The organism is Kitasatospora sp. NPDC001175, from assembly GCF_053598215.1.
In genome coordinates this window covers 78,815-103,888 of sequence record NZ_JBSFJU010000025.1, presented here as the reverse complement: position 1 = coordinate 103,888, position 25,074 = coordinate 78,815, and the positions used below count along the sequence as shown (strand labels likewise).

The 25,074-nt window shown below is 73.6% G+C and carries 21 protein-coding genes, 1 pseudogene and 1 riboswitch; of the genes and pseudogenes, 11 read left to right on the top strand and 11 right to left on the bottom strand.

The genetic code is table 11. The annotated features are described in order from the left end of the window. Window positions 1-180 precede the first annotated feature (180 nt). Entirely contained in the window at window positions 181-822 is a 642-nt protein-coding gene (locus ACWDAK_RS19910) for a hypothetical protein (RefSeq protein WP_427394130.1), read from the bottom strand. Between the two features lie 140 nt (window positions 823-962). Here ACWDAK_RS19910 and ACWDAK_RS19905 point away from each other — a divergent pair, with 140 nt between their 5' ends. Together ACWDAK_RS19905 and ACWDAK_RS19900 are read left to right on the top strand one after the other, a co-directional pair. Continuing rightward, window positions 963-1,640, top strand: a complete 678-nt coding sequence (locus ACWDAK_RS19905) for a response regulator transcription factor (RefSeq protein ID WP_344635872.1) — start codon at window positions 963-965, stop codon at window positions 1,638-1,640. Between the two features lie 194 nt (window positions 1,641-1,834). Further along, complete coding sequence (locus ACWDAK_RS19900; RefSeq protein WP_427394129.1) at window positions 1,835-3,247, top strand: sensor histidine kinase; 1,413 nt, start codon at window positions 1,835-1,837, stop codon at window positions 3,245-3,247. A gap of 82 nt (window positions 3,248-3,329) precedes the next feature. On the opposite strand, the gene ACWDAK_RS19895 is transcribed toward ACWDAK_RS19900, so the two are convergent. Continuing rightward, window positions 3,330-4,472, bottom strand: a complete 1,143-nt coding sequence (locus ACWDAK_RS19895; RefSeq protein WP_427394128.1) for a hypothetical protein — start codon at window positions 4,470-4,472, stop codon at window positions 3,330-3,332. Window positions 4,473-4,623: 151 nt separating this feature from the next. On the opposite strand from ACWDAK_RS19895, the gene ACWDAK_RS19890 reads away from it, so the two are divergent. Continuing rightward, window positions 4,624-5,064 carry a MarR family winged helix-turn-helix transcriptional regulator gene (locus ACWDAK_RS19890; RefSeq protein WP_344635875.1) on the top strand — a complete coding sequence of 147 codons (441 nt, stop codon included), beginning with the start codon at window positions 4,624-4,626 and terminating at the stop codon, window positions 5,062-5,064. A 66-nt stretch (window positions 5,065-5,130) separates the two neighbouring features. Here the strand turns inward: ACWDAK_RS19890 and ACWDAK_RS19885 are convergent, their stop codons facing one another. Further along, the gene (locus ACWDAK_RS19885; protein ID WP_344635876.1) at window positions 5,131-6,156 is read right to left on the bottom strand and encodes a zinc-binding alcohol dehydrogenase family protein; all 1,026 of its coding nucleotides are present in this window, start codon (window positions 6,154-6,156) and stop codon (window positions 5,131-5,133) included. A gap of 74 nt (window positions 6,157-6,230) precedes the next feature. Beyond that, entirely contained in the window at window positions 6,231-6,704 is a 474-nt protein-coding gene (locus ACWDAK_RS19880) for a hypothetical protein (protein ID WP_427394127.1), read from the bottom strand. A gap of 509 nt (window positions 6,705-7,213) precedes the next feature. Between ACWDAK_RS19880 and cbiE the strand changes: the two genes are divergently transcribed. The 4 genes from cbiE to cyaB all read left to right on the top strand — a co-directional run bounded on the left by cbiE (window position 7,214) and on the right by cyaB (window position 10,708). Beyond that, the gene (gene cbiE, locus ACWDAK_RS19875) at window positions 7,214-8,545 is read left to right on the top strand and encodes a precorrin-6y C5,15-methyltransferase (decarboxylating) subunit CbiE (protein ID WP_427394126.1); all 1,332 of its coding nucleotides are present in this window, start codon (window positions 7,214-7,216) and stop codon (window positions 8,543-8,545) included. Further along, window positions 8,542-9,303 carry a precorrin-4 C(11)-methyltransferase gene (cobM, locus tag ACWDAK_RS19870; RefSeq protein WP_344635878.1) on the top strand — a complete coding sequence of 254 codons (762 nt, stop codon included), beginning with the start codon at window positions 8,542-8,544 and terminating at the stop codon, window positions 9,301-9,303. The genes cbiE and cobM overlap by 4 nt, the downstream gene beginning before the upstream one ends. A gap of 215 nt (window positions 9,304-9,518) precedes the next feature. After that, a complete protein-coding gene (locus ACWDAK_RS19865; RefSeq protein WP_344635879.1) occupies window positions 9,519-10,037 on the top strand; it encodes a GNAT family N-acetyltransferase in 519 nt (172 codons plus the stop codon). A 110-nt stretch (window positions 10,038-10,147) separates the two neighbouring features. Beyond that, a complete protein-coding gene (gene cyaB, locus ACWDAK_RS19860) occupies window positions 10,148-10,708 on the top strand; it encodes a class IV adenylate cyclase (RefSeq protein ID WP_427394125.1) in 561 nt (186 codons plus the stop codon). Between the two features lie 278 nt (window positions 10,709-10,986). Here the strand turns inward: cyaB and ACWDAK_RS19855 are convergent, their stop codons facing one another. The 3 genes and pseudogenes from ACWDAK_RS19855 to ACWDAK_RS19845 form a co-directional block, all read right to left on the bottom strand. Continuing rightward, window positions 10,987-11,802 (bottom strand): alpha/beta hydrolase family protein, encoded by an 816-nt coding sequence (locus ACWDAK_RS19855; protein ID WP_427394124.1) that lies wholly within the window; start codon window positions 11,800-11,802, stop codon window positions 10,987-10,989. 101 nt (window positions 11,803-11,903) lie between these two features. Then, window positions 11,904-12,059, bottom strand: a pseudogene (locus tag ACWDAK_RS19850) (IS30 family transposase); the annotation flags it as partial. Window positions 12,060-12,078: 19 nt separating this feature from the next. Next, entirely contained in the window at window positions 12,079-13,224 is a 1,146-nt protein-coding gene (locus ACWDAK_RS19845; RefSeq protein ID WP_427394123.1) for a cobalt-precorrin-5B (C(1))-methyltransferase, read from the bottom strand. Window positions 13,225-13,244: 20 nt separating this feature from the next. Here ACWDAK_RS19845 and ACWDAK_RS19840 point away from each other — a divergent pair, with 20 nt between their 5' ends. Both ACWDAK_RS19840 and ACWDAK_RS19835 read left to right on the top strand, forming a co-directional pair. After that, window positions 13,245-13,994: a cobalt-precorrin-6A reductase gene (locus ACWDAK_RS19840; protein ID WP_427394122.1), complete on the top strand. Its 750-nt coding sequence runs from the start codon at window positions 13,245-13,247 to the stop codon at window positions 13,992-13,994. A 96-nt stretch (window positions 13,995-14,090) separates the two neighbouring features. After that, complete coding sequence (locus ACWDAK_RS19835; protein WP_344635884.1) at window positions 14,091-14,498, top strand: DUF3224 domain-containing protein; 408 nt, start codon at window positions 14,091-14,093, stop codon at window positions 14,496-14,498. 84 nt (window positions 14,499-14,582) lie between these two features. Here ACWDAK_RS19835 and ACWDAK_RS19830 read toward each other — a convergent pair whose 3' ends face one another. From ACWDAK_RS19830 to ACWDAK_RS19815, 4 genes are all read right to left on the bottom strand, one after another. Continuing rightward, the gene (locus ACWDAK_RS19830) at window positions 14,583-15,488 is read right to left on the bottom strand and encodes a S41 family peptidase (RefSeq protein WP_427394121.1); all 906 of its coding nucleotides are present in this window, start codon (window positions 15,486-15,488) and stop codon (window positions 14,583-14,585) included. Window positions 15,489-15,650: 162 nt separating this feature from the next. Next, complete coding sequence (locus tag ACWDAK_RS19825) at window positions 15,651-17,210, bottom strand: precorrin-2 C(20)-methyltransferase (protein ID WP_427394120.1); 1,560 nt, start codon at window positions 17,208-17,210, stop codon at window positions 15,651-15,653. Continuing rightward, window positions 17,207-17,833, bottom strand: coding sequence for a precorrin-8X methylmutase (locus tag ACWDAK_RS19820; RefSeq protein WP_344635887.1), 627 nt, complete (start codon window positions 17,831-17,833; stop codon window positions 17,207-17,209). The genes ACWDAK_RS19825 and ACWDAK_RS19820 overlap by 4 nt, the downstream gene beginning before the upstream one ends. Then, the gene (locus ACWDAK_RS19815) at window positions 17,830-19,071 is read right to left on the bottom strand and encodes a cobalamin biosynthesis protein CobG (RefSeq protein ID WP_427394119.1); all 1,242 of its coding nucleotides are present in this window, start codon (window positions 19,069-19,071) and stop codon (window positions 17,830-17,832) included. Before ACWDAK_RS19815 ends, ACWDAK_RS19820 begins: the two co-directional genes overlap by 4 nt. 75 nt (window positions 19,072-19,146) lie before the next feature. Next, window positions 19,147-19,298, top strand: a riboswitch (cobalamin riboswitch). A 230-nt stretch (window positions 19,299-19,528) separates the two neighbouring features. Between ACWDAK_RS19815 and cobN the strand changes: the two genes are divergently transcribed. Then, a complete protein-coding gene (gene cobN / locus ACWDAK_RS19810) occupies window positions 19,529-23,260 on the top strand; it encodes a cobaltochelatase subunit CobN (protein WP_427394118.1) in 3,732 nt (1,243 codons plus the stop codon). Window positions 23,261-23,443: 183 nt separating this feature from the next. After that, complete coding sequence (gene lnt, locus ACWDAK_RS19805) at window positions 23,444-24,979, top strand: apolipoprotein N-acyltransferase (protein WP_427394117.1); 1,536 nt, start codon at window positions 23,444-23,446, stop codon at window positions 24,977-24,979. Window positions 24,980-25,074: the final 95 nt, after the last annotated feature.

Genomic DNA, 25,074 nt, shown 5'->3' with positions numbered 1-25,074 from the left:
GGCGCTCACGGGTCGCCGGTCACATGCGCCCGTCGCCCGACGGGCGCACCCACCCGGCCCGCCGCAGCGACGGGGAGGCCGCTTCGGGGGTGCGGCGGGCCGGGTGGATCCTCCCGGTACCGCGCACCGGGGGGCTGGGGCGTCGCCGGGCGTAGGGGCCCGGCGGCTGATGGGGGCAGGTCAGTGGCTGCCCGTCTCCGGGGAGACGATGGTGTTGCCGGTCACCGAGCCCGCCGCACCGTCGATCGTGACCAGGTGGCGCACGCCGTCGGGACCGAGCACCTCGACCGCCCAGGCGCTGCCGCCGCCCTGCTGGCCGACCGCCCGAAGCGTGTCCGCCTTGCCACCGGGGACGGCGGCGACGGCCTTGGCGAGTGCCTGGTCCGCCGGGACGGCCGGGAGCGGCGCGGGCGCGAGGTCGGCCGGCTCGCCACCGTAGCCGGCGCCGTCACGGCCGGCTCCGTCCTGGCCGCCCTGCCCGGTCCACCCGTGGTCGTGGCCGTGCGAACGCCCGCCGCCCTTGCCCTCGCCGCCCTTGCTCTCGCCATCCTTGCCCTCGCCGTCACGCCCCGCGTGCTCGTGCCCGGCGGCGAAGTGGCCGTGCCGGCCGCCCTCGTGCTCCATCCCGTGGTGGACCACCGCGGCGGCACCGACACCGGCGACACCCAGCACGGCCACCGCCGCGCCCAGGGCCACCAGCCGGGGACGGCGGCGCTTCGGCAGCCGCAGGTACCGGTCCCGGAGCGACGCCTTGGTCGCGGCCTCGCCGGTCGCGGGGGTCTCGGCGGAATCGAACGACTCCGGGGGGACGGACTGGGACATACTGGCATTCCTCCTCACGGCTGCCGGCCCCTCGCCGGCCGCAACGGCGCTCAGCATGGCCACGCATTGCTGAAGCCAGCCTGAAGCATCCTGAAGACCGCTTCAGCCGCCACCGAAACCGGTGTGCGACCCTGGACCGCGTGCGCGTACTGGTGGTGGAGGACGAGAAGCGGCTGGCCCAGGCCCTGCAGCGGGGTCTGCAGGCCGAGGGTTTCACCGTGGACGTCGCCCACGACGGGAACCAGGGGCTGTGGCTGGCCGTCGAACGCGACTACGACGTGATCGTGCTCGACATCATGCTGCCCGGGCTCAACGGCTACCGGGTCTGCGCCCGCCTGCGTGCGGCCGGGAACGAGACGCCGATCCTGATGCTCACCGCCAAGGACGGCGAGTACGACGAGGCGGAGGCACTGGACACCGGCGCCGACGACTACCTCTCCAAGCCGTTCTCGTACGTGGTCCTGGTCGCCCGGCTGCGGGCGCTGCACCGCCGGACCGGCCGCCGCCTCCCGCAGACGCTCGCCCTCGGCGACCTGGTGATCGACCCGGCGCGCCGTTCCTGCACCCGGAACGGGGCCGACGTCCGGCTCACCGCACGGGAGTTCGCGGTACTCGAGTACCTCGCCCGCCGGGCCGGCGAGGTGGTGCCCAAGCGCGAGATCCTGGACCAGGTCTGGGACTCGGCCTTCGAGGCGGACCTCAATCTCGTCGAGGTGCACGTCAGTGCCGTCCGCCGCAAGATCGACACGGCCTTCGGGCGCTCGGCCCTGGAGACCGTCCGCGGTGCCGGCTACCGCCTGGCGGCCGACGGTGGCTGAGCTCCTCACCGGCCGGAAGGCATCCCACCGGGACACGGACAGCCGGGCCGAACCCCGCACGGAGAGCCGCTCCGGCAACCCGCACGCCGAGGCCCGTACACGCACGGAGAGCCGCTCCGGCGACCCGCACGCCGAGGCCCACACCCGTGCAGACAACCGCGCGCACGCTTCGCCGCGCTCGCGAGGCTGACCCGGTGCCGAGGATCCGCCTGAACCTCCCGCGCGTCCGCGCCCTGCGCGTCCTGCGCGTCCTGCGCACCCTCCGCCGCCTGTGGCCCGCCTCCGTCCGGGCCAGGGCGACCGTCGGCGCCACCGCGGTCGTCGCGGTCGCGCTCGGTGCGGGCGCCTTCGCCCTGCTCGCCATCCTGCACGCCAACCTGAGCCGCAACGCCGAGCGCGCCGCCGTCCAACAGGCCGACACCGTCGCGCAGTTGGCCGCCCAGGGCCGGCTGCCCGACCTGGTGCCGCTGGCCCACGGAGCCGACTTCATCCAGGCCGTGGACGCGAGCGGCCGGGTGGTGGCCGCCAGCCAGAACCTGGCGGGCAAGCCGCCCGTGACCGACCTCCGCCCGGCCGACGGCACCCTGCGGACCACCTGGTCCGGCGAACCGGTGGACGACGACCACGACCAACGCCTGGTCGCCGTCACCACCCCCACCCCCACCGGCCCGCTCACCATCTACACCGGAACCTCGCTGCGCGCGGCCGACGCCGCCGACGAGATCACCAAGGCCGCGCTCGCCGTCGGCCTGCCACTGCTGCTCGGCACCGTCGCGTGGGTCACCTGGTGGGTCACCGGCCGGGCGCTGCGCCCGGTCGAGGCGATCCGCGCCGAGGTCGCCGACATCACCGAGCACCGGCTGCACCGCCGGGTCCCGGTCCCAGCCGCCGAGGACGAGATCGCACGCCTGGCCCGCACCATGAACGCCACGCTGGACCGGCTGGAGGAAGCGGGCGCCCGCCAGCGCCAGTTCATAGCGGACGCCTCACACGAACTCCGCAGTCCGATCACCGTGCTGCGCACCCAGCTCGAGGTCGCCATGGCCCACCCGGACCCGGCGCTCTGGCCCGACCTGGTCAAGGACGCGCTCGAGGACACCGTCCGCCTCCAGGACCTGGCCTCCGACCTGCTGCTGCTCGCCCGGATGGACGCCGCCGACCCCGTCAAGACCCACCCACTCGACCTGGCCGAACTCTGCCGGGCGACCGTCGCCGCCCGCCACGGCGACCGGATCACCGTCCGGACCGAGCTCCAGCCGGACATCACCGTGACCGGCAACCGCAGTTGGCTCACCCGGCTGCTCACCAACCTGCTGGACAACGCCCAGCGCCACGCCGAGCGAGAGATCCGGCTGACCCTGCGCACCGGCCCCGACGGCACCGCCGTCCTGGAGGTGCGCGACGACGGCCCCGGCATCCCGGACGCCGACCGCGACCGCGTCTTCGAACGCTTCACCCGCCTCGACGACGCCCGCAGCCGCGACCACGGCGGCACCGGCCTCGGCCTCGCCATCGCCCGCGACATCGCCGCCCACCACTGCGGCACCCTCACCGCCGAGCCCTCCCCCCGCGGCGCCCTCCTGGTGGCCCGCCTCCCGCTCGGCTAGAGCACCCCGACCGGACGGTCGCCCGCGCCACCCCGTCCGGCCCGGCCGGACGGCAGGGCCGCCTGCCGGGCCGGTTCGGAACTCAGACGCCGACCGCCTCCGCCATCTCCTCCTCTTCCTCCGCGACCTTCGGGTCCAGCTCATCGGCCTGCGCCCGCTCCAGCGGCACCCGGGCCGCCGGGGCCGACGCCGCCCGCTGCCGACGCTCGTGGACGCCGGCGACGGCCAGCATCACCAGGCCCGCCGCGAACCACAGCGCCAGCGAGAGCACCCGGCCGCCGAGTCCCGCGCCGCCGTCGAAGTAGAGGATGCTGCGCGCGCCCTCCACGAACCCGGCGCCGTTCCAGAAGGAGTGCAGCGCACCGAAGAAGCCGTTCTGCAGCTCGGGCTCGTAAATCCCGCCGGACGTGGTGAAGTTGAGCATCACGAAGAGCACCATCAGGGTCAGCGTGGTCCAGCGCTTGAGGAAGGTGTGCAGGCCGGTACCGACCGCGACGATGCCCGCCGAGTACAGCCAGCCGAGCGCCCAGACCGCGACACGGTGGTGGTCGACGACGTGGAACAGCGGGCCCGCGGTGGCGATCCCGATCACGCTGACCGCCAGTGAGGCCACCAGGCCGACCAGCGCCCGGACCCACGTGCTCAGCGCCGCGCCCGCCGCGCCGATCACCGCCACGCTGCCGTACGAGCCGATGCTCAACGCGACCAGCAGGAAGAAGATCCCCTGGCCGGTCGGATCGCCGGCGGCGAGCGGCGCCACGTCGGTGACGGCGAGCGGTGCGCCCTGCTTGCTCGCGACGGTCTGGAAGACCGTCTCGGCGGCGATCGCGGAGGTGTCGGAACCGGCCTTGGCGACCAGCAGTTCAGGGTGCCTCGGGCTCGGGACGAACGCCCCGGCCAGCTCCCGGTCGCGGAGCTGCTGCTCGGCGCTCTGCCGGTCGGGCAGCGTGGTGACGTCGAGGCCGTCGCCGGCCCGGTCCTTGACGGTCTGGGCCAGCACCTGGACCTGCGGTGTGGTGCCGACCACGGCGACCTTCAGATGGTGCGGCTCGGGCTGGTGGAAGGCGCCCTGGTAGGCGAGCGCCATGCCCAGGCACATCAGCAGCGGGGTGAGCAGGTGCACGGCGATGTGCTGGAGGCTTCGGCGCAGGCCCGGGGTGCTCTGCCCGGCAGCGGTCGGCGCGGTGGTGGGACCGGTGCGTGCGGCCCGGTGGGTAGTGGTCATGGTCCGTGCGGTCCTTCTCGTCCGTCTCACAAGCGACCCGTCAAGTCGGGAAACCAAGTCGGTGGGCCAAGCCAGGGAACCAAGTTGGTAAATGCAACTATCAGGGCAAATAGGTTGGTAAATGCAACCCATCTGGATGTACTATACAACCGTGAACGAGAAATCCCAGTCCTCCTCCCGCGAGGAATCCCTCCGGTCGATCCAGCGCGAGCTCACCGCGTTCGCCCGGCGCGCCCGCAGCCGGGCTGCGGAGCTGCACCCCGAGCTGTCCCTGGTCGCCTTCAGCATGCTCGACCTGATGACCGAGCGCGGCGGCTGCCGGGGTGCCGATCTGGCCGCGTACTTCATGCTCGACAAGTCGACGGTCAGCCGCCAGGTCGGCGCCCTGGAGAAGCTCGGCTACCTGGTCCGCGAGACCGACCCCGAGGACCACCGCGGCCAGATCCTGCGCCCCTCCCCCACCGGCCTGGAGGCCATGCGCGTGGCCTACGAACGCCGCCGCGCCGCCTTCTTCGACCGCCTCGCAGACTGGGACGACGCGGACATCGCCCAGTTCGCCGCCTACCTGGAGCGCTACAACTCCGCCTTCTGACCGGCCCGGCCGCCGTTCAAGCACCGCAACCCGGCCATCCGACCCGCCCCGGCGGCCGTTCAGACGTCACGACTCGCGACCCGCCCCGGCCCGGCCGTCGTTCAGCAGCACCGCCGCACCCGTGAACCGGCCGGCCGCCAGGTCCTCGAGCGCCTCGGCCGCCTCGGCCATGGCGTACCGCTGGAGGTGCACCACCGGCGGGTGGGCGGCCACCTCGGCCAGGTAGGCCCGGCCGTCCGCCCTGGTGTTGGCGGTGACGCTGCGCACCGTCCGCTCCTGGAACAGGTGCCGCCGGTAGTTGAGCACGGGTACGTCCGTGAGGTGGATCCCGGCGATCGACAGGGTCCCGCCCCGATCCAGCGCCTCCAGCGCGACCGGCACCAGCGCCCCGACCGGCGCGAACAGGATCGCCGAGTCCAGCGGCTCGGGCGAGCCCGCGTACGCCTCCTGTGCCGACGCCGCGCCGAGCTCCAGCGCCAGCCGCCGCGCCTCCTCGCCCCGGGTGAAGACGTGGACCCTCGCACCCCGGGCCAGCGCGAGCTGCGCGGTCAGATGCGCGGAGGCGCCGAAGCCGTAGATGCCGAGCCGTCCCCCTGGCGGCAGTTCGGCCCGCTCCAGCGCGCGGTACCCGATGATGCCGGCGCAGAGCAGCGGCGCGAACTCCTCGTCCGGGATGCCGGGCGGCAGCCGGTAGACGTAACGGCTGTCGGCCACGGTGAGACCGGCGTACCCGCCGTGCAGGTCCCAGCCGGTGTACCGGGAGTGCGGGCACAGGTTCTCCCGCCCGGTGCGGCAGAACCGGCACAACCCGCAGGTCCGCGCCAGCCAGGCGACCCCGACCTTGTCCCCCGGCACCACCCCCGTCACCCGGGGCCCGGCCCGGACCACCCGGCCGACGATCTCGTGGCCCGGCGTGCACTCCGGCAGGTGCGTCGGCAAGTCCCACTCGACCAGGTGGAGGTCGGTCCGGCACACCCCGCACACCGAGACCTCCACCACCACTCCGTACGGCCCCGGCTCCGGCACCTCGCGTGCCACCCACCGCAGCCCCCGGTCCATCACCCATGCCCCCGTCCGGCCCGCGCCGCTCATCTACCGCTCCTCCCGCTCGACGGCCCCTCACCTCCGTCATACCGCTCCCGGATCCGTCGCAAGCGGGAAGCGGTTCAGCGCACGGTGACGCGGACGGTCTTGGTGGCCAGGACGCAGCGCTCTCCCGGCTCCTGCGGCCGTTCGCAGGCCACAGTGTCGCGATAGGTCCAGGTCAGCGTGGTGGTGCCGGCACCGACGGCGGTATGGGCGGTGGTGACCTGCGCGGGGCAGCCGGCCGCTGGCGGCGGGCCGGAGCAGGTGCTCCTGGCCACCTCGGCGCCGTTCCGGATGACGTGCGCGTCGCCCGGGCCGGTGAAGTACCAGGCGTGCGAAACGGCCCCGCGCGTCTCCGACACCGTGAAGGCCTGCCCGACGGAGAGTTGCATCTCGCTCTCCGGAAACACCGCCCGGTGGTCCGCGATCTGGGCCTCGGGCAGGTTGACGACGATCGCCGGCCGGTGCGCGGAGGACGAGCCACAGGCCGTTGCCGCCAGCAGGAGCACGGCAGCGGCCGCCGTGGCCGTCGCGTTCCGGGTCAGGCCGCTCATCGCGCTCTCCGTCGCCGCCGGAGCCCGCCCGCCACATCGGCGGCCCGGCGGGCGAACGGTTCCTCGGGGCCGGATCCCGGCGGATTCCGGAGCTCGCCGCCCGCCGTCTCCGGCCCGTGACCGGCCTGGTCGAGGTGCCGGCCACGGGCCCTCGAGGCCCTCCGGTCCATGGTGAAATCCGCCATCGGTGCTCCCCCGGTTGTTCGTAATCTCGCGCAAACCCCTGCACAGACGTCGGAGCGGTGCACCCGGTTCCACCCGTGGGCGCCGATCGGATGCGGGGGCGACGCCGCGTTCCCGGCCGTCGAACCGGGCCCGGACGACCGACGGGAACGGCCGTCCCCGCAGGATCCGCCCGGCCCACCCGTCCCGGACGCGGCGTCCGGCTTCCGGCTTCCGGTGATCCGGGTGCCCGTGAGCGGGCCGGACCGGCCCCGGTAGGCTGCGGGCTGCCCGTGCGACCTGCACGGACCGCCGCGCCGGACCACCACCACCAGAGGAGCAGCCCGTTGGCCACCGCCACGCCCCCCGTGCCGCCCGGACCGACGGACCCCGCCAACCCCGCGGACCCCGCGAACGGCGACCAGCCGGTGACCGTGGTCGGGATCGGCGCGGACGGCTGGGCCGGGCTGGCCGAGCCGGCCCGTGCGGCACTGCGCGCGGCGGACACCGTGATCGGCGGCCCTCGCCAACTGGACCTGCTCCCGGCCGAGGTCACCGCCGTCCGCCTGCCCTGGCCCTCGCCGCTGCGTCCGGCCGTCCCCGGGCTGCTCGCCGAGCACTCGAAGCGGCGCCTGACGGTACTGGCCAGCGGCGATCCGATGTTCTACGGCATCGGCCGCGCCCTCGCCGAGACGGTCGGCCCCGAGCGTCTGCGGGTGCTGCCGCACCCCTCCTCCGTCTCGCACGCCTGTGCCCGGCTCGGCTGGCCGCTGGAGGACACCGAGGTGGTCAGCCTGGTCGGTCGGCCGCTGGACTCGCTCGGCCTCGCCCTGCACCCGGGCCGCCGGCTGCTGGTGCTCAGCGCGGACGCCGGTACGCCCGCCGCCGTCGCCGCGCTGCTCACCGAACGCGGCTACGGCCCCAGCCGGTTGCGCGTGCTGGAGCAGCTGGGCGGGCCGCAGGAGCGGCAGTTGGACGGCCGCGCCGAGGACTGGCCGCACCAGCCGGGCGCCGCGCTCAACCTGATCGCCGTCGAGTGCGCGCCCGCACCCGGCGCGCCCCGCGGTTCACTGGTGCCCGGACTGCCGGACGACTCGTACGAATCCGACGGACAGTTGACGAAGCGTCACGTCAGGGCGGCGACCCTGGCCTCGCTCGCTCCACTGCCGGGCGAGTTGCTGTGGGACGTCGGCGGCGGGTCGGGCAGCATCGCGATCGAATGGCTGCGCGCGCACCGGTCCTGCCGGGCCGTCAGCGTGGAGCGCGACCCGGTGCGGGCGGAGCGGATCGCCCGCAACGCGGCCGTGCTCGGGGTGCCCGGGCTCAGGGTGGTGACCGGCCGCGCACCCGAGGCGCTGGACCAACTACCCACCCCCGACGCGGTGTTCATCGGCGGCGGGCTCACCGCGCCCGGTCTGCTGGAGACCTGCTGGAACGCGCTGCCGCCGGGCGGGCGGCTGGTCGCCAACACCGTCACGCTGGAGTCGGAGGCCCTGCTGACCGAGTGGTACCGCAGGCACGGCGGCGAGCTGCTGCGGCTGGCGGTCGCCCACGCCGTACCCGTCGGCTCCTTCACCGGCTGGCGGCAGGCGATGCCGGTGACGCACTGGTCGGTGGTCAAACCCGCCACGGAGCAGCCCGAAACCCACCCCGAGAAGCAGGGAGAGCCCACGCCATGACCGTCCACTTCATCGGAGCCGGTCCCGGCGCCGCCGACCTGATCACCCTGCGCGGCCAGCGGATCCTCGCCGCCAGCGGGGTGTGCCTGTACGCGGGCAGCCTGGTGCCGCGCGAACTGCTCGCCGAATGCCCGTCGGACGCCCGGCTGGTCGACACCGCCAACCTGAACCTGGACCAGATCGTCGCCGAGATGGTCCGCGCCCACGAGGAGGGCCTGGACGTGGCGCGGCTGCACTCGGGCGACCCGTCGGTGTTCAGCGCGGTGGCCGAGCAGATGCGGCGCCTGGACGCGGCGGGCATCCCGTACGAAGTCGTGCCCGGCGTACCGGCGTTCGCGGCCGCTGCGGCCGCCCTCAAGCGCGAACTGACGGTACCGACGGTCGGCCAGACGGTGATCCTCACCCGGGTCGCCCGGCAGGCCACCCCGATGCCGGAGGGCGAGGACCTCGCCACCCTCGGGCGCAGCGGCGCCCTGCTGGTGCTGCACCTGGCGGCGCGGTACGTGGACAGCGTGGTGGACGAGTTGCTGCCGCACTACGGCGCCGACTGCCCGGCAGCGGTGGTGGCCATGGCCAGCCGCCCGGATGAGCTGGTGCTCCGCGGCACCCTCGGCGACATCGCGGCCCAGGTCAAGGCGGCCGGAGTCCTGCGCACCGCCGTCATCCTGGTCGGCCGCACCCTCGGCGCGGAGCAGTTCCGCGACAGCCACCTCTACTCCCCGGAGCGCGAGCGGCCGCACGAGCCCTGCGGCGGCTAGTGCTGTGACCGATGATCTACCTCCCCCGCACGGGGGAGGTAGATCATCCACGGGCGCGATTTCGGCCCGGCGCCGCCCGAGGATGCTGGGTGTATGACGATCAGGACAATGAGCCTGTCCGACGCGACCAGAACCGTCGCCGAGCGGCCCCGGTAGGCGGCAGCTGATCCATCCCGGTGGTGATGCCGCCACCCGACTCTGCGAAGGTCGGACCCATGCACTACTTCATACGCCGGATGACCGGCACGGAGTGGCGGGAACTCCGCACGATCAGGCTGGAGGCGCTGCGCGATGCACCGACGGCCTTCAGTTCCTCCTACGACGACACCGCCGCCCTCCCCGACGGCGTCTGGCAGGAGCAGGCCGCCGTCGAGGCCACCTCCGAGGAGCGCGCCACCTTCATCGCCGCCGACGAAGCCGGAAACTGGGTCGGGCTCGCCGGTGTCGGGCCTCTCCCGGACATCCCGGATCACGTTCACGTCCACTCGGTCTACGTCTCCCCGAAGTACCGTGGCCCTGACGGCCCCGCCGCCGGCCTGATCAGGGCAAGCATCCGCCACGCCCAGGACCACACCGACGTACGCTGGTTGACCCTGGGTGTGCACGAGAGCAACGGGCGTGCGCTGGCCTTCTACCGGCGGCTCGGCTTCGAGGACACCGGCAAGATCGTCCCCTACGTCCTCAATCCGTCCGAGAAGCTCCTCATCCTGGGCTACCCGGACTTCCGGAGCTAGCCACGCCTACGCCGGGGAGCCATCAAGTGCGATCGCCCGGTTGAGGGTGAACATCGGGTTGGGGGCGCATGCTCGAAGATGCTCAACAGGTGATCTGACGGAGGGACAAAGTGGCGATCGAGGCCGAACTCAAGGCGCGCGTGCGCGACCCGGAGAGCGTCATGACGCGCCTGGAGGATGCTTATGGCCCGGGACGTCCAGAGGTGTACCAGGACACCTACTATGACGATCCGGCAGGTGGCCTGATGGGCGGCGATCGGGAACTACGGATCAGAACGGTGCACAGCACCGACGACACCCGAACCGTGATGACGTACAAGGGCACCCGAGTAGACGAGGCGTCCGGTTCCAAGCCCGAAGCGGAGACGCGCGTTGACGACGCCGCCGCGGCCCACGCCATTGTGCGGGGCCTGGGCTATGTGCCTGCGATCGCCTTCGAGAAGCGGTGCCGGAACTACAGCATCAAGGCAGACGGCCGTGACCTCCTGGCCACGCTCGTTCGAGTGCCGGAGATCGACGGCACGTTCATTGAGGTGGAGACGGTTGCAGCAACAGCTGACGATCTCCCGGCGTCCCTTGCTGTCGTGCGGTCGGTGCTCGACGCGCTCGGAATCGCCGACGACGACCTGACCACCGAGCAGTACACGGATGCTGTTGCCGCGCTCCGCTGACCAGCCGCGAACGACCAAGAGCCCTCTGCCCCGCTACGGCCGGGCAGGGAGCGCCGTGTTCACGGGCGTATGAGGGTGACTGCGGAGAGGACCGGCGCGCCGAGACCCCGGAAGCTGGACAGGCCATCGTTGCCCTGGAGGCCCTGAACCTGGCTGCGGCCGGCTCGGTTCGGGCAGGCCCTCTCCGAGCTGCGCCGCACCGCGCTGGCACTGAGCCCCTACGGCGAGCGCCAGGCGGTGAGGGAACTGCGGTACCAACTGTTCGTACTGGCGGCAGGCTAGGACGAAAGGAACGTGCTCACACGGGAGACGACCTCGGCCTGCCACGCCTGCGACTGCGGGTTGAGGTACTTCGGGTCGTCGTGGACCGCGAAGCCGTGCTGTGCGCCTGCCAATTCCAGTAGCTCGGTCGGACCGCCGAACATCGGTCGATGCCGGTAGGTGGACTCGATCGGCACGAAGGTGTCCTTCGTGCCGTGAACCAGCAGCACCGGCGCCTTCACCGAAGCAAGGATGGACGGGGTGTCCAGGTAGAATACCTCGTTCAGCAGGGCCCGGTTCAGCTCGAACGGGGACTTCTCGGTGAAGCCCTGCGTGTCCAGCAGACTCGCCGTTTCGGGAGACAGATAGTCGTCCTGCCAGCCCGGTCGGGTGGTGACGTACCGCTCCCGGTAGTCCAAGCGAGGGTTCAGAAGCACCAACTTCCCGACCCCGCCCGGCCGGTGCGCGGCGTGGAGGCAGGCGGCACCACCGGAGAACGACGCGGCGATGACGTGCACCGACCCCGTGTTGCTCGTGTGCGCGCGCAGGTGATCGGCGGCGGCGCGGATGTCGTTGGTGACAGACGCGATCGTCAGCTCAGACTCCCGGCCCGCGCTGGCCCCGTGGGCCCGCAGGTCGAACCGCAAGCTGGTGATGCCGTGTTCGGCAAGGCCGCCGGCGAGGCGGGTGAAGAACCCGCCCTCCTCTCGAGTGACGCCGGAGCCGTGTACAAGGACGGCGAAGCCGCTCCGGAAGGGGGTCGGCGGGGTGCTGATCGTGCCAAGGAGCTGGGTGCCGTCGAGAGACCGGAATTCCGTGTCGTGATCAGCCATGTGCAAATCGTAGCCAGATGGAGCGCCCCGGTCAGTAGATCCGCTTCACGTTGGCCCGCCGCCCTCGCGGCGCTCCGGGCGCGCCCTGACTTCTGAACCCAAGACCCGAGCAGCTTCTGCATGCGCTCGGCCGGGGTCTCCCAGTCGAGCGTCCTGCGGTGGCTGTCATTGAGTTCAGCGGCCACAGCGTCCAGGTCATCGCTGCTGTGGACCGACAAGTCGGTGCCCTTGGGGAAGTACTGCCGCAGCAGGCCGTTCACGACTGCGGTTGCGGTGTCAGGGGTAACCCGGACCCGCCGGTTCGGCCCGGCCGACGATGGTGCCGGCGCGGTCGATGCAGATGACGTCGACGGCGACCGGCGAGCCGGTCAGGACCCCGAGGGCGGTGGCACGGGCGGCCTCGGCGACCAGGTCGCCGAGCGGGACGCCGGCGGCCGAGCAGAGCTGGACGGCTTCGAGGCCGGTGTTGGCGGCGGCGACGGCGGCGGTCAGCGCCGGGTCCGCGCCGCCCCGCTGGGCCAGTTCGGCCAGGTAGCCCTTGTCGACCTGGGAGCGGGCCGAGTGCAGGTCGAGATGGCCGGCGGCGAGTTTGGAGAGTTTGGCGAAGCCTCCGGCGACCGTCAGCCTGGGCACCGGATGGCGCTTGAGGTACTTCAGCACCGCCCCGGCGAAGTCGCCCATGTCGAGCAGGGCATCCTCGGGCAGCCCGTGCACGGCCACGGCGACCCGCTCGGAGGTCGATCCGGTGCAGCCGGCGACATGGGTGCGCCCGGCGGCGCGGGCGACGTCCACGCCGCGCCGGATGGAGTCGATCCAGGCGGAGCAGGAGTAGGGCACCACGATGCCGGTGGTGCCGAGGATGGACAGACCGCCGAGGATGCCGAGCCGGGGGTTCCAGGTGGAGCGGGCGATCTCCTCGCCGTTGTCGACGGAGATCTCCACCTCCACGTCCCCGCTGCCGCCGTACCGGGCGGCGATCTCGGCGACGGTGTCCCGGATCATCTGCCGGGGCACGGGGTTGATCGCGGGTTCGCCGACGGGCAGCGGCAGTCCGGCCTTGGTCACGGTGCCGACGCCGGGTCCGGCCCGGAACACCACTCCGCTGCCGGGCGGCGCGGGCCGGACGGTGGAGCGGACCAGCGCGCCATGGGTGACGTCCGGGTCATCCCCGGCGTCCTTCACCACCCCGGCCATCGCCTGCTCTCGGCCATTACCCTGACACTCCGTCAGTTTCTCGTCCGCGAGGGAGAAGGCCGGTTGCTGACCCTTGGGCAGGGTGATCGTCACCGGGTCGGGGAAGTCCCCGGTCAGCAGTGCCGTGTACGCTGCGGCGGTCGCCGCCGTCGCGCACGCGCCCGTCGTCCACCCGTGCCGCAGCCCGCTGCTCTTCAGCTGTGCGGCCCGGCCTCCCGTCTCAGCCACGTACGTCCCCTGGAGTTCCCATGTCTGTGCGGCACGTCCTGATCCTCGGTGGCACCACGGAGGCCCGGCGGCTGGCCGAGCAGCTGGACGCCGCCCCGTCGCTGCGGGTGACCAGTTCGCTGGCGGGCCGGGTGGCCGAGCCCCGGCTGCCCGCCGGGCAGGTGCGGATCGGCGGGTTCGGCGGGCCGTCCGGGCTCGCCGCCTGGCTGCGCGAGCAGCGCGTGGACGCGCTCATCGACGCCACCCATCCCTTCGCCGGAACCATCAGCCGCAACGCGGCCGAGGCAGCCGCCGAGGTACATGTTCCCCTGCTCGCTCTGCGTCGTCCCAGCTGGGTGCCGGTTCCGGGGGATCGCTGGCACCCGGTGGACTCGCTGGCCGAGGCGGCCGACGCGCTGCCGGGCCTCGGCCGCCGGGTGTTCCTGACCACCGGGCGCCAGGGGCTGGCCGCCTTCACGCACCTCACCGACCACTTCTTCCTCGCCCGTTCGGTGGACGCCCCCGAGGCGCCGATGCCCCCGCGGACCGAAGTCCTGCTGGACCGGGGCCCGTTCACCCTGGACGGCGAACGGGCCGTCTGCCGCGAGTACCGGATCGACGTCCTGGTCACCAAGGACAGCGGCGGCGCGGCCACCGCCCCGAAGCTGAAGGCCGCCCGCGAACTGGGCATCCCGGTCGTGATCGTCCGCCGCCCGGAACTCCCCCGGGGCGTACAGGCCGCGCCGGACGTCCCGGGTGCCCTCGCCTGGCTGGCGGACCTCCCGTCCTGAGCGCTCCGCACGCGGCTCGGCCGCGTACCCGGCGAACCGCCCACGCTGAGCCGCGACTTACCGCCCCAGGGCGGCCCCGGCCGATACGATCAGGTCATGAGAGCTGACGGAACGTTCACCGTGAAGAACTTCGCTCCGGCCGAGCTGGCATCGCCCCTGGCCGTGTCCACCGCAACCCCGGCGGGTGTCGCGACGATGGAGAAGCACTACCGGGGCGAGGTGGTCGGCCACTCCGCGACCCTGTTCACCTCCGCGTTCGACCATGCCGCGGGCGTCGGCACCTATCTGGCCATGGAGTCGTTCGAGGGATCGCTGCACGGCCGGGCCGGCACCTTCAACTTCGCGCACTCGACGTCGACTTCCGGCAGCAACCGCAGCGCGGAGTTCTTCACCATCGTGCCGTCGAGCGGCACCGGCGAACTGGCCGGCATCTCCGGCTCGGGCGGGCTGGTGGTCGAGGCCGACGGCACGCACCGGATCTGGTTCGAGTACCAGCTCGACTGAACCGCACCGGGTCCACAGCCTGGGCGTCCCGCCGGAGACCGTCGCCGGCGGGACGCCTGGCAACAGGCCCGCGATACGGCGGCGCTACGCCGCGGCGCTCCCGCGCAGCGCGTCCTCGCCGGCGGCGTCCAGCGCCCGGTCGGCGGGGACGGCGATGTCCGGGACGACGCCCACGCCCTCCCAGTTGGTGCCGGTGACCGGGTTGACCGCGCGGGCGGTCGGCACGGTGACGGTGATGTGCGGGGTGACCGCGATCCGGGCGGTGGGGTGGGCTCCGCCGCGGGTGGTCTCGCCGACCAGGGTGGCGCGCTTGTTGGCCTGCAGGTTGTAGGCGAGTTCCTCGCCGGCGGAGAAGGTCGAAGCGCTGGTCAGTACGTAGACCGGCCGGTCCAGGTAGCGCGGGGCGGGCAGGTGGGTGGAGGTCCAGTACTGCCGGGTGGAGTCGGTCTTGCGGTCGTAGACATCGTTGAGGTGGGTGTCGCCGTCCGGGAAGAAGTAGCTGCACCACAGGGCAACACCCTCGGGCAGGCCGCCGATGTTCTTCCGGAGATCCAGGACCAGGGCCGAGGTCAAGGCGAGGAGCTCCATGGCGGCGGCGAAGGTGCGGGCGGCCGTGGCAGGGTCCGCGATCAGGCGCAGGTCCAGGTAGCCGATGTTGCCGTCGAGCCGTTCGACCCGCTCGACACCGAAGTTGGCCGCCACGCACCTCGCCTCGAAGCGCGCCGAGGCGACCTCCTCCGGCTCCTCCTCCATCGACTGCGGCTCCTGCTCGTACAGCAGCCGCAGGTGCTTGTCGGGGCAGGCCTCCTGGAGGTGCGCGGTTACCGCCGCGCACAACTCGGGTGCCGCGAGGCCCTCGTAGGCCCCGGCGGCGAGGTGTCCCCGGATCGCGGTCTCGATGGCGGTGGTGTGTTCGGGGAAGACGTACCCGGCGGTGATCCGGGCGAGGGCGCTGTCGAGTATCGCGGCGGTGTCGGCGTTGATCGTCATGGGCCGGGATGCTAGCGCCCAACCCCCGGCGATCCGAATGGTTATCAGATTGCATGAACGGGCCGGGATCTCACGCGGTCAGGGCAGGCCCGCGAGCGCACCCGGCTCGAACGGTGGTCGGGCGGAGCACCGGGGGACGGCCCGGCGCTCCGCCCAGGCATTTCAGGCCGACGGGTAGCGGCGCGGGGTCCAGACCACCTCGGTGCCGTCGTCCCGCCGGACCGCCTGGGTCTGCGAGGAGCCGACCAGCAGGATGGTCCGCATGTCGACCTGGGCGGGGTCGAGGTCGGCGAGCCGGACGGTCCGCACCCGCTCGGTCGGGCCGCCCACGTCGCGGGCCATCACCACGGGGGTGTCGGGGGCGCGGTGCTCCAGCAGCAGGTCGCGGGCCAGGCCGACCTGGGTGGTGCGGCTCTGCGAGCCGGGGTTGTAGAGGGCGAGGACGAGGTCGGCCTCGGCGGCGGCGCGCAGCCGCCCGGCCACCGCCTCCCAGGGCTTGAGCCGGTCGGAGAGCGAGACCACCGCGTAGTCGTGGCCGAGCGGGGCGCCGGCCCGGGAGGCGGCGGCGTGCGCGGCCGTCATCCCCGGCACGATCCGCACCGGGACCGAGCGGTACGGCTCCTCGCAGGCGGCCTCGAGTACGGCGGTGGCCATCGCGAAGACGCCCGGGTCGCCGGAGGAGACCACGGCCACCCGGTGTCCGCGCCGGGCCAGGTCCAGGGCGAACTCGGCGCGCTCGGCCTCGACCTTGTTGTCCGAGCCGTGCCGCCGCTGGCCACTTCGCACCGGCACCCGGTCGAGGTACGTGGTGTAGCCCACCAGGTCGGTGGCGGCGGCGAGTTCACCGCGCGCCTCGGGGGTCAGCCAGAGCGGCCCGGCCGGTCCGAGACCGACCACCACGACCTCGCCCGCGTCCTCGCCCGTGTCCTCGCCCGCGACGGACTTCCCGGACTCGGCGGGCTGCCCGGACTCGGCGGACGTACGCCCGATCCGACTGGGCAGCACGGCGACCGAGAAGTACGGAACCGTCTCGGGGTCGACCTCGTCCAGCGGCGCGGTGCGCTCCCCGGCCATGGTGGCCCGCTCGACGTAACGGGCCTCGGCCAGCCGACCGGACCGCTCCAGCGCCCGCCGTACGGTCGGAAAGGTGCGGCCCAGCTTCATCACCACGGCGGAGTCGGTGGCGGCCAGACGCGCGGTCAGCTCCTCCTCGGGGAGGGTGCCGGGCAGGATGGTCAGCACCTCGTCGGCCTCGACCAGCGGCGTGCCCAGCCGTGCGGCGGCGGCGCTCACCGAGGTCACCCCGGGCACCACCTCGGTGGGGTAGCGGTGTGCCAGCCGCTTGTGCATGTGTTGGTACGAGCCGTAGAACAGCGGGTCACCCTCGGCCAGTACGACGACGGTCCGGCCCGCGTCCAGGTGGACGGCCAGCCGGGCGGCGGCCTCCTCGTAGAACTCGTCCAGTGCGCCCCGGTAGCCGCCGGGGTGGTCGGTGGACTCGACCGTGACCGGGTAGACCAGCTGCTCCTCGATCTGGTCGCCGCGCAGGTAGGGCCCGGCTATCGAGCGGGCGATGGAACGGCCGTGCCGGGCGCTGTGGTACGCCACCACGTCCGCCCGGCCGATCAGCGCGGCGGCTCTGACGGTCACCAGCTCCGGGTCGCCGGGGCCGAGGCCGACGCCGTACAGCCGCCCGGCCCCGTTCTCCTGATGTTCCGTCACTCTTCCTCACTCGCAATCGCGTTGATGGCCGCCGCGGCGATCGCACTGCCGCCGCGCCGGCCGCGTACCACCAGGTGGTCCAGGCCGGACGGGTGCGCGGCCAGCGCCTCCTTGGACTCGGCGGCACCGATGAAGCCGACCGGTACGCCGATCACGGCGGCGGGGCGCGGCGCACCGGCCTCGACCATCTCCAGCAGCCGGAACAGCGAGGTCGGCGCGTTGCCGACGGCGACCACGGCGCCCTCCAACCGGGGCAGCCAGAGCTCCATCGCGGCGGCGCTGCGGGTGTTGCCCATCTTCTTGGCCAGCTCGGGCACCGAGGGGTCGGAGAGGGTGCAGACCACCTCGTTGTCGGCGGGCAGCCGCTTGCGGGTCACTCCGCTCGCGACCATCGAAACGTCGCACAGGATCGGCGCACCGGCGTGCAGCGCGGCGCGCGCGCTCGCGACCACGCCGGGCGACCAGAGCAGGTCGTCGACCAGGTCGGTCATGCCGCACGCGTGGATCATCCGCACGGCGACCTGCGCCACGTCGGCGGGCAGGTGGGCCAGTTCGGCCTCGGCCCGGATGGTGGCAAAGGACTGGCGGTAGATGGCCGCGCCGTCCTTCTCGTACTCGATCACTTGGTCCTCCGGGCTTCGGCTACCGCCTCCGCCATCTGTTCCGTCGACACATCCACTGACACTCCCGCCCCCGGGGCCTCGACCCCGGGGCCGACGCGGGTCACCCGGTAGCCCTGCCCGGTGGCCAGGACGTCCACCCACTCCCCAGCCGGATGCCCGCAGCGCCGCTCGCAGCCGGACCAGTGCACGGGCAGTGGGCCGGCAGCGGCCGGGGTCTGCGCCGCGTCCAACGCCCGTGCGGCGTCGTCCCGTACGTCGGCGCGCGACTTGGCGCAGCCGGGCAGTCCGGTGCAGGCGCTGGCCCGTTCCCAGACCGAGCCGGGGGCGGTGCGGAAGCCGGCCGCGGCCAGTTCGGGCAGCCGGTCGACCGGCGCCCCCGGCAGGACGATCCCGCGCCAGGGGGTCAGCCGCAGCTCGCCGGCCGAGGCTGCGGCCAGCCGCCGCCACCGTGCGGCGCTCACCCGGCCGAAGCGCAGGCCCACGGAGAGTCCGCCGGGCAGTGCGCCCGGGGCCAAAGTGGCGGCCGGCAGCGCGGGCAGCGGTTCGGCGCCCGGGTCGAGCAGTCCGGGAACCTCGCGCAGGTGCCAGGCCTTGGCGCCACTGGTGCGCAGCATTTCCAGGAACTCCTCGGCGGCGCGGACCGCGTGCTCGGCGGCCCCGCCGGGCGGCACCGGGCGGGCGGTGGCGGCGCGGCCGAGGCGCAGCAGGGCGCCGCCGCCTGCGGTTGCGATCAATGTCACATCGGCGTCCAGTGCGGCGACGTCACCGCGCCCGTCGTCCAGGGCGAAGAGGAACTTGCCGGAGAGGCGGGCCGCGCTCTCGCTCGCGCACAGCCGCCGGTCGAGTTCCCGCACCCAGTCCTGGACGTCGGCGTGGCCGAGGCCGTCCAGCCCGGTGGCCGGGGAGGCGACGATGTTGCGGACCCGCTCATGGGTCTTTGAGGGCAGCAGGCCGGCGTCGCGCAGGCGGCGGCCGAGTTCGCCACCGGAGTCCGAAGGCAGGCCGCGCAGTTGGACGTTGCCGCGCGAGGTGGTCTCGAGTGCGCCGTCGCCCAGCTCCTCGGCCGCGTCGGCCAGCACCATTGCCTGACTGTTCGTCAGCAACCCGCCGGGTATGCGGATCCTGGCGAGGGAACCGTCGTCGGCGGTGTGCAGACGAAGGGCCCCCGGACAGACGTCCGAACGCCCGCGGTCGGGCGTACCGGGGCCCGGTGCGACGGAGTCGGGTACGGGTGGCATGGCGGCGAGCATACAGATTGCCGTTCCGGATGCACCGCCCGGAACAGATCACACTCCCCCAGCCCAGCCGCACCCCGTACGATGCTCCCGGGCGGTCCTGTGGGCCGTCCACGCCAGCGACGGCGCCAAGGGGAGGAAACCGGTGCAAACCCGGTGCGGTCCCGCCACTGTGACCACGGTTCACCGCCGTGGGAGCCAGGAACTCCTGCCGTCCTCCCTTAGCCCGGGGCGCGGACCCCGAGGAAGGCCTGAGACCTGTGCGCTGCCGCATGCCCGCACGCGCTGCTGCGTCCCGCCCGCTCGACGGGCGGGCTGAGCCGCTGGCACCCATCACTCCTGCGCTCCCTCCATCGCCGGCCGGCTGTCGCTCAGCGCTCTCAGAGCACCAACCAGCGGCTCGGCCGCGCGCGGCACACCTTTCGGCACGGGGCGCCGACCTGGCCGGGAGGGCCGTCGCGTGATCCTGCTGCTTTCCACCTCCGACACCGACCTGCTGAGCGCCCGCGCCTGTGCGGGCCCGGTCCGCTACCGCCTCGGGAACCCGGCCCGGCTGACCGCCGAGGACCTGCCCGCGCTGCTGGAGGGCACCGACCTGGTGGTCGTCCGGCTGCTCGGCGGCCGCCGCGCCTGGCAGGAGGGCCTGGACGCGCTGCTGGCCGGCCCGCGCCCGGTGGTCGTGCTGACGGGTGAGCAGGCGCCGGACGCCCAGTTGATGGAGCTGTCCACCGTCCCCGCCGGGATCGCAGCCGAGGCGCACGCCTACCTGGCGCACGGCGGCGCGGCCAACCTGGCCGAGCTCGGCGCCTTCCTCTCCGACACCGTGCTGCTGACCGGCCACGGTTTCACCCCGCCCGTCTCGGCCCCGGCCTGGGGCCCCCTGGAGCGCACCCCGCGGACCGCCGAGGGCCCCGTCGTCGCGGTGCTCTACTACCGCGCCCACCACATGAGCGGCAACACCGCCTTCGTCGAGGCCCTGTGCCAGGCGATCGAGGACCAGGGCGGCCGCCCGAAGCCGCTGTACTGCGCCTCGCTGCGCGGCGCCGAGCCCGAACTGCTCGCCGAACTCGGCCAGGCCGACGCGATCGTCACCACCGTGCTGGCGGCCGGCGGCACCCGGCCGGCCGACGCGCAGGCGGGCGGGGACGAGGAGGCCTGGGACGCGGGCGCGCTCGCCGCGCTCGACCGCCCGATCCTGCAGGCGCTCTGCCTGACCTGGTCGCGTGCCCAGTGGGAGGACAGCGACGACGGCCTCTCCCCGCTGGACACCGCCACCCAGGTCGCCGTGCCCGAGTTCGACGGCCGCCTGATCACCGTCCCGTTCTCCTTCAAGGAGCTGGACGAGGACGGTCTGACCGTCTACACCGCCGACCCCGAGCGCGCCGCCCGGGTCGCGGGCATCGCGGTCCGGCACGCCCGGCTGCGCCATGTCCCGCCCGCCGAGCGGCGGTTGGCGCTGGTGCTCTCCGCGTACCCGACCAAGCACGCTCGGGTCGGCAACGCGGTCGGCCTGGACACCCCGGCCAGCGCGGTCCGCCTGCTGCACCGGCTGCGCGAGGAGGGCATGGACCTCGGCGACGACCTGCCGGGGCTGGACTCCTCCCCGCCCCGAGCCGAAGGGCCCGCCGGTGCCGAAAGGGATGAGCGACAAGCGACCGAGGAACGAGGGAGTGCCGGAGCGAAGAGCGTCGGCGCCGGGTCAGAGGGCCCGGAGGCGAGCGGGCGAGTAGCAGCACACGAGGGTGACGCGCTGATCCACGCCCTGATCGCGGCCGGCGGCTACGACCAGGACTGGCTGACGGAGGACCAGCTCGCCCGCAACCCCGTCCGCATCCCGGCCGCCGACTACCGCCGCTGGTACGCCGAGCTGCCCGCCGAGCTGCGCGAGCAGGTCGAGGAGCACTGGGGTCCGGCGCCCGGCGAGCTGTACGTGGACCGCAGCCGCAACCCTGAGGGCGACATCGTGCTGGCCGCGATCCGCTCCGGCAACCTGCTGGTGCTGATCCAGCCGCCGCGCGGCTTCGGCGAGAACCCGGTCGCCATCTACCACGACCCCGACCTGCCGCCCTCGCACCACTACCTCGCGGCCTACCGCTGGATCGCGGCGTCCCGGGAGGACGGCGGCTTCGGTGCCCACGCCGTGATCCACCTCGGCAAGCACGGAAACCTCGAGTGGCTGCCGGGCAAGACGGCCGCGCTGTCGGCCGCCTGCGGCCCGGACGCGGTACTCGGCGACCTGCCGCTGGTCTACCCCTTCCTGGTCAACGACCCGGGCGAGGGCACCCAGGCCAAGCGCCGCGCCCACGCCACCCTGGTCGACCACCTGGTCCCGCCGATGGCCCGGGCCGACTCCTACGGCGACATCGCGCGCCTGGAGCAGCTGCTCGACGAGCACTCCAACATCGCCGCGATGGACCCCGCCAAGCTGCCCGCGATCCGCGCCCAGATCTGGACCCTGATCCAGGCCGCGCGGCTCGACCACGACCTGGGCCTGGACGAGCGCCCGGAGGACGACGGCTTCGACGACTTCCTGCTGCACGTCGACGGCTGGCTGTGCGAGGTCAAGGACGCCCAGATCCGGGACGGCCTGCACGTCCTCGGCCAGGCGCCGGCCGGCGAGGACCGGGTCAACATCGTGCTCGCCATCCTGCGCGCCCGGCAGATCTGGGGCGGTGTGAGCGCGCTGCCCGGCCTGCGCGAGGCCCTCGGACTGGACGAGGCGGCGCTCACCCTCGGTGCCACGGACGCGGCCGAGGCCCGGGCGCGAGCCCTGGTCGAGGCGATGGAGGCCGAGGACTGGGCGCCGGAGGCGGTGGAGAAGGTCGCGGCCGGCCACCCCGAGCCGGTCCGGGAGGTGTTGGACTTCGCCGCCCGCCAGGTCGTCCCGCGCCTGGCGCGGACCACCGACGAGCTGGACGCCGTGCTGCACGCGCTCAACGGCGGCTTCGTCCCGGCCGGCCCGTCCGGCTCGCCGCTGCGCGGGCTGGTCAACGTGCTGCCGACCGGCCGCAACTTCTACTCGGTCGACCCGAAGGCCGTACCCAGCAAGCTCGCCTGGGAGACCGGCCAGGCGCTGGCCGCCTCGCTGATCGAGCGCTACCGGGCGGACAACGACGGCGCCTTCCCGCCCTCGGTCGGCCTCTCGCTGTGGGGCACCAGCGCGATGCGCACGGCGGGCGACGACATCGCCGAGGCCTTCGCCCTGCTGGGCGTCCGCCCCGTCTGGGACGACGCCTCCCGCCGGGTCACCGGCCTGGAGGCGATCAGCCTGGAGGAACTGGGCCGCCCGCGCATCGACGTGACCCTGCGCATCTCCGGCTTCTTCCGGGACGCCTTCCCACACGTGGTCGCGCTTCTGGACGACGCGGTCCGGCTCGCCGCCCGGCAGGAGGAGGCGGACGAGCAGAACTTCGTCCGCGCCCACGTCCAGGCCGACCTGGCCGTGCACGGCGACGAGCGCAAGGCGACCGTCCGGGTCTTCGGCTCCCGTCCGGGTACCTACGGCGCGGGCCTGCTCCAGCTGATCGACAGCCGCGACTGGCGCACCGACGCCGATCTGGCCGAGGTCTACACGGTGTGGGGCGGCTACGCCTACGGCCGCGACCTGGACGGCCGCCCGGCGCGCGAGGAGATGGAGACCGCGTACCGGCGGATCACCGTCGCCGCCAAGAACACCGACACCCGCGAGCACGACATCGCGGACTCGGACGACTACTTCCAGTACCACGGCGGCATGGTGGCCACCGTCCGCGCCCTCACCGGCAAGGCCCCGACCGCCTACATCGGCGATTCGACCCGGCCCGAGACGGTCCGCACCCGCACCTTGACCGAGGAGGCCGCCCGGGTCTTCCGCGCCCGCGTGGTCAACCCGCGCTGGCTGGAGGCGATGCGCCGGCACGGCTACAAGGGCGCCTTCGAGATGGCCGCCACCGTGGACTACCTGTTCGGCTACGACGCCACCACGGGCGTGGTCGCGGACTGGATGTACGAGCGGCTCACCCAGGAGTACGTCCTCGACCCCACCAACCGCGAGTTCCTCGGCGCGGCCAACCCCTGGGCGCTGCACGGCATCAGCGAGCGCCTGTTGGAGGCCGCCGAACGCGGTCTGTGGGCCGAGCCGGACCCGGAGCTGATCGACGCCCTGCGCACCGCCTTCCTGGAGACCGAGGGCGACCTGGAGGGCGACGCGTAGCACCCCGGGGCTGCAACTCACCCGCGGGGAGCCCGAGATCCGGCCGTACTGGCCGGTCCCGGGCTCCCCGTTCCCATGAACTGCCAAGGGCGCAGGGCCCGTCCCACCTCCCTTCCAGGGCCTGGGTGACACACCGGCGTCCGTGACCTGGGCAGTCGCGCCGTTCGGGCGGACAATCAGGACATGACGCCCCGCCTCGCCCGTCTCGCGGCGCTCCTCGCCGGCGCACTACCCGTCCTCGCCTTCCCCGCGCCGAGCCTGGCCCCGCTGGCCTGGGTCGCCCTGGTGCCCGGGCTGCTGCTGATGCGGTACTCACCGAGCGGACGGGAGGCGGCAGTTCGCGGCTGGTGGTTCGGTACCGGCTTCCTGCTGGCCGCGCTGTACTGGCTGTTCCCCTCGATCGGACCGGCACTGCTCCCGCTGGCCGTGGTCTTCGGGGCGCTGCAGACCGCGCTCGGGCTGGCGGTGTGGCGCCTGCTGCACCCGCCGCTCACCCTCGCCCGGGCGCTCGGTGCGCTGGTGGTCGTGCCGTCGGTCTGGGTGAGCACCGAGTACGCGCGCTCCTGGCAGGCGCTCGGCGGGCCGTGGGCGCTGCTGGGTGCCAGCCAGTGGCAGCACCCGGCCGTCCTGGCGCTGGCCTCGGTCGGCGGGGCGTGGCTGGTGAGCGCCGCCGTGGTGGCGGCCAACACCGGGGTGGTGATTGCGCTGACGGACCGTCAGACCTCGCTCCGGGTGCTGTCCGCCGCGGTGGCCGCACTCGCGGTGGTCTCCGGCCCCGTGCTGTTCGCGCTGCGCACCCAGCCGTCGCCGGGTGACCAGGCCACCGTGGCACTGGTCCAGCCGGGCGTCACCCGGAGCCCCGGATCCAGGTTCGACGCCAGCGCCACGATCACCACCCGTCTGCTCGGGCAGCCGATCGACCTGGTGGTCTGGGGCGAGAGCAGCACTGCCGCCGACCTGGACCGCGACACCGCCGCGCTGGACCGCCTCCGCGGCCTCGCCACCACGACCGGCGCCCAGCTGCTGGTCGGCGAGGACGCCCGCAAGGGCGACGGCAGGATCTCCAAGGACGCCGTCCTGGTCACCCCCGGGGGCATCACCGCCCGCTACCGCAAGATCCGCCTGGTGCCGTTCGGCGAGTACATCCCGCTGCGGCCCCTCCTCGGCTGGGTTGCCGGGATCAGCAAGGCGGCGGGCGAGAACCGGGTGCCGGGCACCGGCTTCCACCTGATCCAGGCGAGCACCCGCGACGGCCACCCGCTTCCGCTCGGCACCATGATCTGCTTCGAGTCCGCCTTCCCCGACATGTCCCGCACGGCGGCGAACGACGGTGCCGGGCTGCTGGTCTACCAGTCGGCGACCTCGACCTTCCAGAACACCTGGGCCCCCGCCCAGCACGCCTCGCTCGGCGCCCTCCGCGCCGCCGAGACCGGCCGCCCCGTCGTCCAGGCCGCTCTCACCGGCGAGTCCGTGGCCTACGACCGCCAGGGCCGCCGCCTGGCCCACCTGGACACCTCCGCCCGCGGCGCCCTCACCGTCCGCGTCCCCCTCGCCGACCCCGCCGCCCGCACCTGGTACGACCGCCTCGGCGACTGGACCCCTCTCTCCGCCGTCACCATCACCCTGACCGCCGGCGGCCTCGCCCTGCTCCGGCCCCGCCCGGCCGCGCCGACGGCCCTCAGGACCGCCGAGGGCGCCAAGCCCTCCCGGGCGCTCTGAACCGCGGCGAACGGTGTTCCGTCCGGTCGCCGCCGGGAACGGCCGGGCCGCAGCCCCCGGGAAGTCGGACCGACCGGCGAGAGGGAGCGCGGAAG